This window comes from Sporosarcina sp. resist, assembly GCF_014302295.1.
Classification (GTDB): domain Bacteria; phylum Bacillota; class Bacilli; order Bacillales_A; family Planococcaceae; genus Sporosarcina; species Sporosarcina psychrophila.
The window spans coordinates 4720332-4735502 of record NZ_CP060287.1; the positions used below are offsets into that span (position 1 = coordinate 4720332).

At 41.1% G+C, this 15171-nt stretch carries 15 protein-coding genes; 1 reads left to right on the forward strand and 14 read right to left on the reverse strand.

The features are described from left to right. Position 1: 1 nt before the first annotated feature. The 9 genes from eutL to H7992_RS22695 all read right to left on the reverse strand — a co-directional run bounded on the left by eutL (position 2) and on the right by H7992_RS22695 (position 9059). Positions 2 to 649, reverse strand: a complete 648-nt coding sequence (gene eutL, locus H7992_RS22655) for an ethanolamine utilization microcompartment protein EutL (protein ID WP_067213531.1) — start codon at positions 647 to 649, stop codon at positions 2 to 4. Between the two features lie 16 nt (positions 650 to 665). Then, positions 666 to 1646: an ethanolamine ammonia-lyase subunit EutC gene (gene eutC, locus H7992_RS22660; RefSeq protein ID WP_187046118.1), complete on the reverse strand. Its 981-nt coding sequence runs from the start codon at positions 1644 to 1646 to the stop codon at positions 666 to 668. 12 nt (positions 1647 to 1658) lie between these two features. Next, entirely contained in the window at positions 1659 to 2963 is a 1305-nt protein-coding gene (locus H7992_RS22665; protein WP_370570017.1) for an ethanolamine ammonia-lyase subunit EutB, read from the reverse strand. Positions 2964 to 3039: 76 nt separating this feature from the next. Continuing rightward, positions 3040 to 4488: an ethanolamine ammonia-lyase reactivating factor EutA gene (locus H7992_RS22670; protein ID WP_187046119.1), complete on the reverse strand. Its 1449-nt coding sequence runs from the start codon at positions 4486 to 4488 to the stop codon at positions 3040 to 3042. A 146-nt stretch (positions 4489 to 4634) separates the two neighbouring features. Continuing rightward, positions 4635 to 5156, reverse strand: coding sequence for a EutP/PduV family microcompartment system protein (locus H7992_RS22675; RefSeq protein WP_067213535.1), 522 nt, complete (start codon positions 5154 to 5156; stop codon positions 4635 to 4637). Positions 5157 to 5172: 16 nt separating this feature from the next. Continuing rightward, complete coding sequence (eutS, locus tag H7992_RS22680) at positions 5173 to 5514, reverse strand: ethanolamine utilization microcompartment protein EutS (protein WP_067213536.1); 342 nt, start codon at positions 5512 to 5514, stop codon at positions 5173 to 5175. A gap of 147 nt (positions 5515 to 5661) precedes the next feature. Further along, entirely contained in the window at positions 5662 to 6912 is a 1251-nt protein-coding gene (eutH, locus tag H7992_RS22685) for an ethanolamine utilization protein EutH (protein ID WP_067213537.1), read from the reverse strand. Between the two features lie 145 nt (positions 6913 to 7057). Next, positions 7058 to 7627, reverse strand: coding sequence for an ANTAR domain-containing response regulator (locus tag H7992_RS22690; protein WP_067213538.1), 570 nt, complete (start codon positions 7625 to 7627; stop codon positions 7058 to 7060). Beyond that, positions 7602 to 9059, reverse strand: coding sequence for a sensor histidine kinase (locus tag H7992_RS22695; protein WP_187046120.1), 1458 nt, complete (start codon positions 9057 to 9059; stop codon positions 7602 to 7604). Before H7992_RS22695 ends, H7992_RS22690 begins: the two co-directional genes overlap by 26 nt. Before the next feature lie 152 nt (positions 9060 to 9211). Between H7992_RS22695 and H7992_RS22700 the strand changes: the two genes are divergently transcribed. Then, complete coding sequence (locus tag H7992_RS22700; RefSeq protein WP_187046121.1) at positions 9212 to 9946, forward strand: MBL fold metallo-hydrolase; 735 nt, start codon at positions 9212 to 9214, stop codon at positions 9944 to 9946. A gap of 49 nt (positions 9947 to 9995) precedes the next feature. Here the strand turns inward: H7992_RS22700 and H7992_RS22705 are convergent, their stop codons facing one another. The 5 genes from H7992_RS22705 to H7992_RS22725 form a co-directional block, all read right to left on the reverse strand. Then, positions 9996 to 10553, reverse strand: coding sequence for a PepSY domain-containing protein (locus tag H7992_RS22705; RefSeq protein WP_187046122.1), 558 nt, complete (start codon positions 10551 to 10553; stop codon positions 9996 to 9998). An 87-nt stretch (positions 10554 to 10640) separates the two neighbouring features. Then, a complete protein-coding gene (locus tag H7992_RS22710; RefSeq protein WP_187046123.1) occupies positions 10641 to 11336 on the reverse strand; it encodes a PepSY domain-containing protein in 696 nt (231 codons plus the stop codon). A 38-nt stretch (positions 11337 to 11374) separates the two neighbouring features. Then, a complete protein-coding gene (locus H7992_RS22715; protein ID WP_187046124.1) occupies positions 11375 to 12736 on the reverse strand; it encodes a sensor histidine kinase in 1362 nt (453 codons plus the stop codon). Beyond that, positions 12726 to 13436: a response regulator transcription factor gene (locus H7992_RS22720; RefSeq protein ID WP_187046125.1), complete on the reverse strand. Its 711-nt coding sequence runs from the start codon at positions 13434 to 13436 to the stop codon at positions 12726 to 12728. The genes H7992_RS22715 and H7992_RS22720 overlap by 11 nt, the downstream gene beginning before the upstream one ends. Positions 13437 to 13530: 94 nt before the next feature. Then, positions 13531 to 15168, reverse strand: coding sequence for a M20/M25/M40 family metallo-hydrolase (locus H7992_RS22725; RefSeq protein WP_067213544.1), 1638 nt, complete (start codon positions 15166 to 15168; stop codon positions 13531 to 13533). Between the last annotated feature and the right edge of the window lie 3 nt (positions 15169 to 15171).

A 15171-nucleotide genomic window follows, 5' to 3' on the forward strand; every position in this document is an offset into this window, starting at 1 on the left:
CCTAATATTCTAAAGGCCTCTTCGCCATATTCAAAATGGCTTCTCTAAACGCATCCGCCGCTGCTTGGCAAGAAGATTGACTGCCTGTTAGTAACCCTCCACCAAAGTTCGTTTCAGAAGGCGGAGCGAAAAATTCACACACACTAACGTCTGCCGCCTTTAACGCCGCATCCAGTCCTACAATTGCTTCGATTGGCGGAGCGATTAAGTAAGCAAGCGATTGGCCGGGTGAAATCCCAGCAACCTCTGCCAAATAACTTCCACAGCTTGAAATTGTATGCGCATATAACGCATGATTTTCATCATCATTGATGGCTTCAAAGTAAGCCGTATTTTCGATTGTGGTACGAATCGAATCAAGGCCGCTTTTCACTTCATCCGGAGATGAACCTGCTATGATGCCGATAAATTCTCCTGAAAGAGGACCCGATGCATGTGCCGATCCTGCGTAAAAACTTTTTGCATAGACCACTTCGACGTCCGAATCTTTCGTTGCCTGATCGGCAGCCGTATAACCCACGTCATCAATCGTTGTTGTAAATAACCCCAAACTCCGTTGGTAAGGCTTTAAATTAAACTTCGTAGCTAGCCCAGCATCTACATTAGGAATAACTTGCATAGACAACACTTCTGCATGAACTTTCTTCATGACATCTACACACCTCCTATCCTTCCTTCTTAACAAGTGAAACGCCACTTGCTTCATACTTCAATATCTTTTGGATAACAGTTCCAAGATACGCTCCTGCTTCCACCGGTGGAATTCCACCTTTGTGAATATTTGAAACGACCATGCGTTCCGCTTCAATCGTTCCAATGCGTGGTTTGTAACAAATATAGGCGCTTAATGATTCTGCCGAGACAAGTCCTGGACGCTCCCCAATTAAAATGATGACGACATCAGGCTGCAGGATTTCACCTATTTCATCCATTAAAGCAACTCTGCCTTTATCAACATAAATAGTGGTACCCATCTCAATATTTAAATTGTTTAACGACTGCTCCAATGATAAGTAGACATCTTCTAAATTCACTTCAAGTGCTTTGGCACTTAGTCCGTTAGAAGCAACAACTTGTACCCTTGGAGCGCGCTGGCATTTTTCCGTAACCATTTTTTTAGAGTCATCCGATAATCTTCTTCCTAAATCAGGTCGTCGGATATACTCTTCTTTGTCCAACACTTTTGAATGCAATTGGAGGAAGCCCAATCGTTCCAATATTTCTTGCGGAACTTCTCCGTAAACAGCGTCTACAGCTGCTGCATGGTCAAATCTGAATTGGAGCCAGGTAGCTGTTTTCGGTCTAGTACCTGCTCTTCCCACTACAATCCGTGCAGGTGTTTTCTTACGAAGATCAGCTAAGTACGCTTCCTTATTTGATTCCTCTATTACAGGCTTACTTTTGCTTGCTTGCAGATTTACGCTTTTCGGCTTTTTATCCTCTAGCGCCGTATCGAAGAATTTCACATTTCCATCAGGAGTTGCACGCACTGTTTCCTCTGTAAAATGATTTCCTACTAAAGTCTCTTGAAACAACATAACAGGCATCTGTTTGTTGTCATTATCACGATCATCTGTTTTCAAGTTACTTGTTTGGAGTTTTTCAACGACCATCTTCGTAATCTTTTCAATGAGTTGTTCATTCACAGATGTCATCTCCTAACGTGTAAATATAGTAGGGTCGCCTGCTCGAGCACTTAAGCGACCATTTTCATAAATCCCCATTTTTTCAAGCCATTTTAAGTATTCCGGCGCCGGTGTTTTACCAAACGTTTGTAAAAGCGTTGCTACATCGTGGAAGCTCATCGACTGGTAATTCAGCATTACATCGTCTCCCATAGGAGTAGCGATGATGAAGTTGACACCTGCAGCAGATAATAAGACACCTAAATCTTCAATGTCATTTTGGTCTGCTTTTATATGATTTGTGTAACAGATGTCCACACCCATCGGAATGCCGTGCATTTTACCCATGAAGTGATCTTCGAGACCAGCACGTATGACTTGTTTGTTGTTATACAAGTACTCAGGTCCGATAAAACCGACCACCGTATTTACGATGAACGGATCGAAGTGTCTTGCGAATCCGTAATTTCTAGATTCTAGCGTTAATTGATCAATTCCATGATGCGCTTCTGCCGACAGCTCTGACCCTTGACCCGTTTCAAAATACATAACTTGTGGGCCTGAACCCGTTCCCTGTTTCATAGCGAGATCTTTTGCTTCTGCAATCAGTTCTGCAGTAATACCAAATGAGCGATTTGCTACTTCAGTTCCTGCAATACTTTGGAAAATCATATCTGCGGGAGCACCTTGTTCAATTGCTTTCATCTGCGTATTTACATGAGCTAACACACAGTTTTGAGTAGGAATTTCCCATTCTTGCATGAAATCTTTTGTCGCATGCAATAGCCGTTTAACACTTTCAACGGAGTCGTCAACAGGGTTAATCCCAATTACTGCATCGCCAATTCCATATGACAATCCATCTTTCAGAGATGCAATCATTCCATCCACGTTGTCTGTCGGATGATTTGGCTGTAACCGAGATGAAATCGTTCCTTTTTGACCAATCGTAATATTACATGTTGTTAATATTTCAACTTTATTGGCCGCATGTACTAAATCAAGATTAGACATTAACTTCGCAACAGCAGCAATCATTTCGGAAGTTAAGCCCCTGCTAATACGTTTCAGTTCACGGTCGCCCACTTTATTACTTAAAATGTATTCCCGTAATTCAGCGACACTCCAATTTTTTAATTCTGCATAAATCCGTTCATTTATATCGCCTTCAATAATTCTGGAAACTTCGTCCGTTTCGATTGGTATTAAAGGATTGTTACGAATATCACTTAATAAGATTTCACTGAGGACCGTTTTTGCAGCAATTCGTTCTTGTACAGTTTCCGCTGCAACACCCGCCAGCCGATCTCCCGACTTTTCTTCATTTGCTTTTGCCATTACTTCTTTCAGATCGGCGAAATTATAACTTATGCCGCCTAAAGTTGTTTTTAATATCAAAAGTAGACACCCTCCTTCACGATGAGTGAAATGTTAATGTTTTGACGACGACAGGGACAACTCCGGATTCAAGTGCTCTTCCGATGTCCATATAATCACCATGTTCGACAGTAATTTGATCGATACATATAACGCTTTGCCTGACTTGCATAGCAATCAAAGTTTGACCTAACACTTTTGCATGATCAGTTTGTAAAATTAGAACAATCGGTTGATCGGGATCAGGTCGTTGTTCCATCACCTGAATAATGGCGGCCGCTAACTTTTGAATATCTCTAAAGCCCATATAAGGCAGTTCGGAAATGTATAATGCAAAGTTCTGTCCTTCTCTGGCCGCATCATATATATCGATTGCATTTTTAACGGCTATTTCAAAGTTTTCTAATCCAGTTTGGAGATTCTCACCAAACGCATAATTGTAAACTGGTATATTCTTAAGCGGTAATTCATCCGATGCCACCTGGATTGTTGCTCCGCTAATTTCTGTTGTTTGCGTGCCCGCTCCAAGAACTGTTGCCCGTACTGTTTCAACAGGCTCCAACCATGAATAGCTTTGCAATGCTTCATTCCTTTGAAGAGCTTTTGCCAACTGTACACCTATATCATCGTAATTCGATTTCTGCCCCTTATCCGGTTCATGATTATACATGCACTCAGAAATACCACCCGAAAAAACAAGTGTGTCAATCTTTTCGTGCCAGTTGGGATGATGTCCTAGCAAAAGCACTTCATCCTTTTCTTGGACATCATTTTTCAGTATTCTTCCCAACGACTCCGCCATGAAATCGGTTACAAATTTAATATTCCTTGATTCTGGATTATCGCCCACATGTAATAACACATTTTGCTCCGTTAAAAGCTTTTGTACAGGCGGAGAAATAGAATTTACTTTCCCCTCATGAAATTCTATGAGTCGCCCTCCAATATGCAATGTACATGTGCCAAGAAGTACCTTATCTTTGTAAACAGCAATGTTCGCCGTTCCTCCGCCTATATCGATATTGGCAATTACTTTTCCGCTACGACTAGAATAGTCATATGCTCCGGAACCTTTAGCAGCTATAATTCCTTCTAAATCCGGTCCTGCTGTAGCTACTAAGAAATCACCAACTTCACCTGACAAATAGTGAAGCATCTCGCTCGCATTTTGCTTTGTCGCCGTTTCACCGGTAATAATGACTGCACCGGTTGCAATTTGCGAAGCAACGATACCGGCCTTTGCATATTCTGAACGAACAATTTTTTCAATCTCCACAACATTTATCGTCGAAGGATTGGTTAAAGGTGTTCTGAAAATAGGACTCTTGTATAGAACTTCTTTATCTACAATTTCAATTTTGGGAACATGAGTGGTACCTGCTACATTCATCAATGAAAATCGGCTAATAATTAGCTTTGTTGTGCTCGTGCCAATGTCAATCCCCGCACTAATCATCGTCTCCGGTTCGCGATTGGAACCACCCATACTCACACCTCATTTAAGTGATATAAAAGCGCAAGGCGCCTGGACTCTAGACAAAAAATAAAAGCGCCTCTACAGACCCGAAGAAAACTCTCCGAGTAGTAAAGGCGCCTTTGCCGTGTTCATTAACTTTTAATAGTATTAATATATCAAACATTACGTGAAGTGTAAAGGTAGTCGTTGAATAAAAGCTTATCGTCCATAGCGGCGATTACGAAGTTTTTCATTGAATTCATATCATTTAACTTCACTAATTCTTTCAGGTACTCAATGCCAATTCCTTCAACTGATGAAGTAATGACAATGGGCCCACTCGAAACAACAGACTTTATCATGTCAATTGACCGCGCTATGTCTGCATTGGGATGATCACTTTTGGTAATCACTCCAATCGGCAATTTCGTAATCCCCATACTAAATCCAGGCGGAAAAATCATTTTCCCGTTTGTTGCATCCTGCAAGTAAAACACATGGGTTACTTCTAAAGCAGTAGCCATAATGCTTTTATAAAACATTGGATTCTCTGTATATTCACCGGGTGTATCTACAATCCAATCGTAATAGGTCAATGTCTGTGTTTTAAATGCCTCGACTGTTTTTCCTAATAACGCATTCGTTAACGTAGATTTTCCAGCGCCAATTGAACCAATAAGCATCGCCCTGTTTTTCATCTTCTCAAACACGTCCTTACGACTTTGTAATGAGTGCTGGCGTATATCCTAATCTTTCAGATAAAAATCGATTAATTTCACTCATAGCCATGTCGACTTCTGAAACACTACCAACAATAACAAGACTTCCCGTAAATCGATCTAAGAAACCAATCGATACATTCGCTGCTTTTGTTGCCAAATCACCCGCGATTATTACTGTTTCACTTGGTGTGCATGTCATAATTCCTAACGCACCTGCTTGTTGAATACCAAGTTTTTGAAACATATCAGGATTCGGATTAGCGATTAAATGACTTAATGTGATTTGCTTACCGGGTACAAATTCTTGGATAAACCTTTTTTTCTCTTCACTCACTTTATTTGCCCCTTTCTGCTAGATATACATCGAAAGTATTTATACAAGTAAAACTTAGCGTAGCATCCCCTAAGCGCCGGAGCGAATTGGAAGGGAATCTTTATTTCAACTTATATAGTTAAAAGGTTAGTACAATCAGGCTTAATCTTACTTCTCGGCTTTTTCATCTTCTAAGTACTCGCCTGGAAGAATGGTTCCATCTGCACGGTCTTTCTCTTCAAGTTTCAGAGCTGTTGGAACAGATAACCAGTACGCTATCCCAATTGCACAGATACCGGCTGTTAATTTACCAATAATTACTGGCAAAATAATATTTGGTTGGAAGTTTGCCGTAAAGGACAAGTGATCTCCTAGCAAGAATGCTGCACAGACTGCAAATGCGATGTTAATGACCTTATCTTTCGGCCTCATGTATCTAACTAGCGAGAACATCGCCAAAATATTAGCCATCGTCGCTAAGATACCAGCACTCCCTGTGGAAGATAGTCCAATCCTACGTCCACCTGCTTCCAATGGTTTCGCTGCATATTTACGTAGTAAGTAAACCATTGGGAATGCCCCTGCTAACATAATACCAATATAACCAGCCGTTTCAAGTGCGCGGAATTGATCTGCTTCATCCGCCATAATTGGATCGAAGCCCCATGCGCCAAAAATAGTTGTGAATAAACCCGTGAATATTTCAACGATCGAGAAGACTAACACTAGTTTGATAGCCGCATCCATTACACGTCCAAAAATCATAAACCCTGCAATCATGCCACGTGGGAAGAACTTCAACCCTGCCGCGATTAAAAGTACGAATATGAGTAACGGTAATAGGTTAATTAGTATTTGTCCATAACTGATGACAAATTCATACGTAGAATCGGATGTTGTGCTTATGACATCACGAATTTCAGTATTAAACAATACGACCAATACAGAAGCAATAAATGCACCGATCGGAATTGTTAGAACACCAGACATTACGCCAAGTGCCATGTATTTATGATCTCTTTTATCAAGCATTGCAAGTCCCATAGGTATCGAGAATACAATTGTTGCCCCCGCCATGTATCCTACAATTAATGCCATTACCCAGCCTTCATAGGAAGTTTTCAATGCATTTGCTAACTGATACCCGCCCATATCCGATGCTAAGATTGTCGTCGCGGCAATTGCCGGATCCGCCCCAATAGCATCAAAAATAGGTCCGATAAACTTACTGATAAACCATGTTAAATAAGGTATGGATGCCATGATACCTGCTGCCGGTACAAAGATATGACCAACCGCATGAAGACCAGACATAAATTCCTTACCAAGCCCATCTTCCGGGTTTTTAATTGCCGCAAACGCCCCCAAAACTGCACAAAACATAATAATATATACAATTACTGTGCCTATCATCGCCATTAGTATTCCCCCTATTATGTAGTAATTTAATAAAAACGTTATCATTTTGTTCTTTATTTAGTAGTCAATTAGCAATCACCCCCCCAAAGAAATACAAAAAGGCCCTTAAAGAACAATCTCTTTAAGCGCCTTTGCTTGTTGTTATTCACTTTTGTTGTGCAATAATTTCCTTAGCCAATGACTCCATTGTCATTTGTCTGGTCATACTAGAATCTCTCATTCGTTTAAACGCTTCTTCTTCCGTTATTTGTTCCATTTGCATTAGAATTCCTTTGGCTCGTTCAATCAGTTTTCTTTTTTCTACTTCTTGTTTCGCGTTTTTAATATCCTCTTTCAGTCTTTTTGCTTTACCCGACTGATGGAGAGCGATTTCAACTGCTGGTATTAAATTTGATTCCGCAATAGGTTTGACCAAATAACCTACAATATTATCCTGTTGTGCTTTCTTGATAAATTCTTTTTGACTATAAGCCGTGATGATTAAAATCGGTAAGTCTAACTGATTGGCAATAATTTGACTGGCTTGTAGTCCGTTAATCTTGGGCATTTTAATATCCATCAAAATTAGGTCCGGTTTATGTAAAAATGCGAGTTCAATCGCTCGATCACCGTCCCCTGCCTCACCGACAACATCGTAGCCATGGTCTTCTAACATCATCTTGATATCCATACGAATTAAGGATTCATCTTCAGCTATCAATATTTTCTTTCTCATAATAAATAATAACCTCCGGACTTACTGGAAACATAATTGCTGCGTGTGTTCCTATGTCTTCCGGCATATAACTAAATTCGCCATTCAAGTCATTCACAACTAAATTACGTACAATTTCTAAACCAAGTGATGACTTCGTTTGTTTAATCCCAACACCGTTGTCGGAAATATGAAGCTCCAAAGAGTCTGCCTTCGAATAAAAGTTAACAATAATCTCACCGCGAGTGTCTCCAGGAAATGCGTGTTTCAAGGAGTTTTGAACGAGTTCATTAACAATTAGTGCAATTGAAACCGCTTTCCTTGATGATGTTAATATTCTATTGCCATTTGACCTAATAATCAAGCCCACTTTTTTATTGGGGCCATTTATTGTCATTGTTGAACAAACCTTTTTTGTAAGCTCAATGATATCCACATCATCATCTTCTGCATCTTCATTAGCCAAAATCAATTCGTAAACGGAGGAAATACTAAATACCCTGTTTAGCGTATCTTCAAAGTAGGATTTACTTTCTTCGGAAATCCCCTTCCTCATTTGTAACCTAAGTAAGCTTGCCACGGTTTGAAGATTATTCTTCACCCGATGGTGAATTTCTTGAATAACAACGGATTTCATCATAAGTTCTTTTTCTTTCGTACGGAGCTCAGTTAAGTCTTGGATAACGAGTAAGGTCCCTCTCATTTCATCCTTTTTCCGCAATCGAATTTTTTTGACAACGAGATTCTTACGGTCTAATGTTAATTCAGATACAAAAACGTCATCTTGCTGATCATATACAGGTTTAAGAAAAGGCAATAACTCTACTAAGTTTACATTTTGTATTTCTTCCGTATGACTCATCTCTGTTATGAATTTAACACCTACTGGATTTGCATAAGTCAACTTATTTTCATGGTCAGTCAACAGGAAAATTTCCATTAATAAGTCCGAAACTATCGGCATTTCACTATTCTTATCCCCCAAGACATAGCCGATTGACTCCTGTCCAAATGGAAGATCTTCAAGATTATTAGTGTAAGGCATGGCATGATAGACTTCTTTCTCTTGTATAAGTACAGCTATTACTTGATGCATATTATTTTTAATAGGAACTACACTTTGCTCCACAGATCTTCCTTCTTGTGTTACCGCCTGACGAATTAGTGACTTCTTCCCTTTACGATAACTATAAAACACACCCGGCTCAAAGGAATCAAACACTATCTTTCCAATAACCGAATTTTCATAAACAGCATTAATAGACTTTGGAAAAGCCTCGGCAACAACAATTGCCTGTTCATTGTCTTTCATCTTACAATCAATGAACATGTAAGCATCCGATAAATCCGCATACATTTGTAATGTAGAAGCAACACTTTTTAATTGTTGAATATCATCAGCTGACAGGTCCGTATATATAGTACACAATTGCTCGAGTGTAGATTCTGCCACTGTTAGTTAATACCCACCTTTATTTGAATTCTTTGAATACATTATAGTATTTATATCCTACAGGGTCAATATTATTCTACACTTCCTACTTTCAATTGACTCCGTTTCAAGGTACACTTTTTTCACTTGCAATGGAATTGGAGGAATTCATAATGAAAATAACACCAATCGGTATCTGGGGTGGATACCCGAAAGCAAATAGTGCCACTTCGTCTTTTTTGATCGAACACGATAACTTTCATTGTCTCATTGATTGCGGCAGTGGCGTACTTTCCTCATTGCAAAATTATTTACCTTTAGAAAAAATTGACGCTGTTGTCATCAGTCATTATCACGCAGACCATTTTGCTGACGTCGGGAGTCTCCAATTCAGCAGGATCATTAATTTTTATCTAGGTCATCAAGCTCCTCCATTACCGATTTATGGGCACACTAAAGATCAAGAGAATTTCGCAAAACTCTCGTACCAAGATCAAACAGTAGGCATTGGTATTTCAGAAGATGATGTCATTCAAATAGGTCCATTTAAAGTGAGCTTTTGCCGTACGGTACATCCCGTCTATTGCTTGGCAATGAAATTCAAGGTCGGTGGCCAGTCCATTGTACTCACCGCAGATACAGAATGGCGAGATGAACTGATTGATTTCGCACGCGGGGCTGATCTTTTAATTAGCGAGGCCAATTTATATGAAGAACACGTCGGGAAAGCACCAGGTCATATGGGCGGAAGCGAAGCTGGAAGAATGGCGAAATTGGCGGGAGTAAAACAACTTGTGTTAACCCACTTGCCGTTGCACGGAAATATTGAAGAAATTCTTGATGCGGCTGTTGTTGTATATGATGGACCTACTGAACTTGCTGAAGTTGGGAAAGTATATGAAGTCTAAATTACTTTTCTCCATAAAAATAGGGCTGTTCAGGAACAGCCCTATTACTTCAATCGTTATTTTTATCACTATCTTTTTCAAATTTCAGAACTTCACCTGAAATTGCATCAATATCGAAGTCGTAGTCATATTTTCCATCTCGAATTTCGATTTCATAGACTACTCGGCCATCATCTTCGTCTAATTTCACTTCTGTCACAGTGCCTTTTGCTTGTTTCATCGCAATATTGACAGCAGCCTTTTCTGTTATGAATTTACCATTTTGAACAATCATTTTATCGTCTGAATCGTCGTTATCAAAGTCGTCATCATTATCATTTTCTTTATCTGTGCGCAATACTTTTCCTGTTTTGGCATCGATATCGAGATCATATTCAAAGCCGTTTGATTTAACTTCAACCTCATAAATATCACCCACTAGTTCACGGTCCAATTCAATTCCCGTCACTGTTCCACCTACTGATTTTACAGCAATTGCTTCCGCTTCTTCCATCGTCAATAAACCTTTTGGCGTCGCCGCGAAACTATGTCCCGCGTTCCCAGCCACCGCAACTCCACCTATTACAAGCACGCCAGCCAATGCTGGAATCATCATCCATTTCTTCATCTTGTATCTCCTCCTTTTGTTGTTACCTTCATATTACTCGGCGAACATGAGAGGACATTGTGAGGAGTATTAGAATTTGATGAGAGATTAGTCATCCCATGTGACAGACATTATTTTTCCTGAAATTGCATGAATCTGGAAGGTACCTTCCCGGTCATCAGCTGCTTCGATTTCGATTAGGTAGTAGCCTCCATCGCTTGTTTTTTCATACGAAAAGTCATCTACATCACCTTTTAGTTGAGTTTGCGCAATTGCAATTGCCTGTTCCTTGGTAATAAGCGCATTTTCCCCTGTCGTTTCCTTCACGGTTTCAGTGATTATTTTCCCCGTCATGGCGTCGACTGTCACCTTTGTAAACTTCGGGTCTTTCGACAGCTTCACCTCGTAAATCGGGGTTTCCCCGCCTGTAATCAATGAAATCCGTTCCGTTTCACCGCTATATTTCCCCGCTATAATTTCTTTCACCTTAGACTCAGAAAGCACGTCCGGAATCTCTTCCTTCATTTCACCAGTCTGGGTAAGCGATAAAACACTTCCTGTCATTGCGTCAACTTCAGCCGAATAAACCGCTTCACCTCGACTCATTTCTGCTTGATAAACGCCGTTCGTTATTGAGATGCGGTCAACAGTTCCACCGTACATGCTCTCCAACTGAGTTCGGATCGTATCAGCCGCCATCGGTTCCTGCTTATTGATCAAACTTCCTATATAAAATCCGCCCACCGTTAGAAGTACTAAGGTTAACAGGGACGGAATAAACCATGATTTTTTCAAAAAATGCATACTCCTCGCCTCCTTTCATTCATCATACGATTCCAACATTAAAAATCGGTGAGAATCTGTTTTTTGGGCATGATGATCCGGAAGGTGGTTCCTACGCCAACGCTACTTTCTATATTCAATTCTGCTCCAAGACCATCTGCAAGTTCCTTAGCAATTGCCAGCCCAAGGCCCGTTCCACCTGTTTTACGGTTTCGGTCTTCATGGACTCGATAGAATCGGTCAAAAATGTGCGGCAAGGCTTCTTTAGGGATTCCGTTTCCATAGTCAGTAACAGCAATGGAAATAGAAGTTTCATTTTTCGAAATAGTCGTTTTAATTTCTCGTTCGCTATATTTTCGTGCATTATCAAGGAGGATGAATAATAATTGCCTAAGTTTTTCAGCATCTGTTACCACAACCACAGAACCGTTCCCTTCTAGAATGAAATCTCTTGCGTGTGCATGACGCATTGGTTGTAAGGTCTTTTCAACCAAAGAATTAATATCCGTTTCCTCAAACTTAAACGCAACATGTTCTTGATTTCTTGCAAGATGGAGCATTTGCTCAATCATATCCTTCATCCGAATGGATTCCCCAAGAATTGCTCCGACTGCCTCTTTTGCCACCGAAAGGTCATCAAATCCGCGGCGTGAGAGAAGCCGCGCGTAGCTTTCTATAACAGTGAGCGGCGTTTTTAATTCATGCGAGGCATTGGAAACGAACTGTTCTTGTTTTTTAAAATTGCTCTCGAGTTGCCCCATCATATCGTTGAACTCATGGCCCATCTGCGCCATTTCGTCCTTCCCTTCGGCTGGGACCTCAATCTTCTCGTATGTTCCCGTTTGCCGGCTTTGTGACATCGTTTTAATGAGATTATCAATTGGTTGGATCACGATGCGACCAAGCGCAACGCTTGAGATCGTTATGGGAATCATCGCGATAAGGGTCACTCCGAAGAGGATAAGCTTGAGCAAGCTCAAATTATGTTTTACATCACTTAGCAGTTGAATCGTTTGCAGTTCAACCACTTTTCCGTCTGTCCAAATAACTGGCTCGCGCATCGTAAGTATCGGTGTATTGTCAAATTCACCGATTGAATAGCGTTCGCCTGGTTTTATTTCAGGATGGTAACTTCTAATTCCTTCCGCCGATTCGGACTCCACTTTCAACTTGCCCGTTGGATCCAAAATACGGACCGCACCATTCGGTGGTCTGTAGGCATGGAGAACCGTCGCTGGATTCGTTTTTTCGGTCATCTGGCTGAGCGAAGCAATCAAGTCTTGCGATTGCGTTTTTAGCTGATTATACTCCGTGTCATATGCCAATTTCCCGTACACAAAATAGATGCCCGTGTTCGTCAACGTTAAGATAACGAGCATCAGCAACGTAGAAAAAAGGTGAATCTTTGTTTTAAGCTTCATTAACCTGTTGCTCCTTTAAAACATAACCAACACCCCGTATCGTTTGGATAAGCGTGCTTTTTTCCCCTTGTTCGATTTTCTTCCGGACATATCGAATGTACACATCCACGACGTTTGTATCACCGTAATAGTCGAATCCCCAAACAGCGTCTAGCAACTGTTCACGTGACAACACTTGGTTTGGGTGTTTCAGCAGATGAAGTAAAAGATCGTACTCCCGTGGTGTTAGCTCAATGGAGCGGCCATTTCTTGTTACGTCACGTGTTTGCTCATGAAGAGACAAACCCGCAAATTCAAGGAGATGTTCGTCTTTAGTCTCTACAGACGCCACAGGTTTAGAGAATCTAAGTGCCGAACGAATCCTTGCGAGTAATTCATCGATTTCAAAAGGTTTCGTCACATAATCATTCGCCCCGAGGTCAAGCCCGGCCACCTTATCTTCCACATCACTTTTCGCCGTCAATAATATGACTGGCGTGTCTGCTTCTGTTGCTCGAATCCGTCGTAATACGTCTAACCCATTCAATCCAGGTAACATAAGATCTAATAGAACAAGATCCCATCGTTGTTCACGATATTTGATAAGCCCGTCTGGTCCTGTATGTGCAATGCCCGTTTCATAGCCCTCAAACTCAAGCTCAAGCTGAAGGACACGTGCGATATTTTCTTCGTCTTCGATGATTAAGATTTGCTCTTTCATTCGATTCACCTGCCACTTTTTCTTTCATCTTAACAGATGCAGACAATAAATAGAGACCTTCACTATTTCCGAAGGTCTCCACATTTCAGTTATATTAGCCTGTACATGTTTCCAAACTTTCATTCGTGACATACATGCTCTTCACGAGCGTTTCCAGCATAACAGGCATTTCCACAAAAGCACTGTCGACATGTAAACGCTCCGTCCGTTGATGTGCATCTTTCCCAAACGGACCTACATTGAACACGGGCGCTTTCAACTGGGCCATCTCAGTGAATGGAATGCTATACGTTTCGCCCCATACCGGCGTATTGCTTTCGAATGCAGCCCAGCCATTTGTGTCGTCATCGTAGTTAACATAACTTAGGTCACAGATACCGTTGAAGTAATGAATCTGTTCGACTGTATTATTAAATGTTTCCGCTGTTTTCTTCATCAATTCAATCGACTGGATGACAAGCGGGTTATCCGACGAGTTAATGGCTGGATAGTAAGGTGGTGCATAAAGAAGGACAGTTGCCGGCGCAAGTTCCTGGCATTGGATCATCAAGTTATCGACGATACGAAGCGATTTTTCACGATCATCCCACTCTTCGTTATGGAGTACTTCTTGCTTCAAGCGATCCACTTCTTTTTCCCCTAATTTTAGCAAAGCATGTTCAAGGAGCTGTTCATAACGCAAAACGTTCACTTCCCCTACGCCTTTCACTTGCTCTCGTTCACAAATAACCTTGTAGCTATCGTTGCACGCTGCCATTGCCTCAAGTGCCACTTGTTCGAACAAATCCATCACTTCCGATGCCGTACGCTTCATCAGGAAAACATTATATAATGCTACTGCGCGGTAAGGCGTTTGCGTCGAGTATTGAAGCTTTAAATCTTTTTGTTGCAATGAAACCGGCAACGGCGTACTTTCTCCAAGATCCGTCTCGCGGAATAATTCGTTCCATTCCATCCGTTGTGTCAGATATGAAGCAATATAGTTCGCAGTCATACCTTTCATTGGCTCGCCGACATGCGTTTCTTTGCCATAGAACAATGCAGCGGGCATGATTTTCCCGATGGTACCCGAGTAAACATATTCAGCAATATCCGTTGGGTTTTGGGAAAACGATGGCTCGCTATTTAAAAATAGTTTATACGTTAACCCTTGTTCCTCACGAATACGGACAAGCTCCTTCACTACAGCACGCATCCCTGCTGAGTTAACTTCCTCATCAGGAACGGTAGCTAATAATAGATTGATTGGCCATTTTTCAACACTGGCTTTTTCAATGAGTTGCATATGAAGCGCAAGCCCCATTTTCATATCCATTGTGCCTCGACCAAACAAGTAATTTCCGGTCTCCAAGTCGATGCGTGCATCCTCCGGAAGATCAGCATTATGCTGGGGTTCAGACAACATTTTCGTCAGCATTTCCGGATAAAATGCAAACGGCTCCAACACACCATATTCTTCAGTCCACACGGTATCGAAGTGACTTATAAGAACAATCGTTTCTGTTGCTTCGGGATGCTTGTACAAAGCAGTGACAGCTTGACGACCAAGCCCTGCATCGTGAAGTGCCAACTGATTCGGGTTATTTATGAAATACGCTAGTTCATTTAATTTCGCCTCTAATTTGGGAGCAAATGTATTCTCCCCTTCAGTTAACGTACGGCTGTCCCAGCTAACGAGTTCACATAACAGTGACCGAAGTGTAGAGGGTGTGCCCCATAGTAATTGGTTCATAAT

Bases quoted from the DNA above. Each gene is read 5' to 3' on its own strand.
- eutL (WP_067213531.1), bottom strand. From the start codon at position 649: ATGAAGAAAGTTCATGCAGAAGTGTTGTCTATGCAAGTTATTCCTAAT.
- H7992_RS22665 (WP_370570017.1), bottom strand. From the start codon at position 2,963: ATGGCAAAAGCAAATGAAGAAAAGTCGGGAGATCGGCTGGCGGGTGTT.
- H7992_RS22670 (WP_187046119.1), bottom strand. From the start codon at position 4,488: ATGGGTGGTTCCAATCGCGAACCGGAGACGATGATTAGTGCGGGGATT.
- H7992_RS22675 (WP_067213535.1), bottom strand. From the start codon at position 5,156: ATGAAAAACAGGGCGATGCTTATTGGTTCAATTGGCGCTGGAAAATCT.
- eutH (WP_067213537.1), bottom strand. From the start codon at position 6,912: ATGGCGATGATAGGCACAGTAATTGTATATATTATTATGTTTTGTGCA.
- H7992_RS22690 (WP_067213538.1), bottom strand. From the start codon at position 7,627: ATGAGAAAGAAAATATTGATAGCTGAAGATGAATCCTTAATTCGTATG.
- H7992_RS22700 (WP_187046121.1), top strand. From the start codon at position 9,212: ATGAAAATAACACCAATCGGTATCTGGGGTGGATACCCGAAAGCAAAT.
- H7992_RS22705 (WP_187046122.1), bottom strand. From the start codon at position 10,553: ATGAAGAAATGGATGATGATTCCAGCATTGGCTGGCGTGCTTGTAATA.
- H7992_RS22710 (WP_187046123.1), bottom strand. From the start codon at position 11,336: ATGCATTTTTTGAAAAAATCATGGTTTATTCCGTCCCTGTTAACCTTA.
- H7992_RS22715 (WP_187046124.1), bottom strand. From the start codon at position 12,736: ATGAAGCTTAAAACAAAGATTCACCTTTTTTCTACGTTGCTGATGCTC.
- H7992_RS22720 (WP_187046125.1), bottom strand. From the start codon at position 13,436: ATGAAAGAGCAAATCTTAATCATCGAAGACGAAGAAAATATCGCACGT.
- H7992_RS22725 (WP_067213544.1), bottom strand. From the start codon at position 15,168: ATGAACCAATTACTATGGGGCACACCCTCTACACTTCGGTCACTGTTA.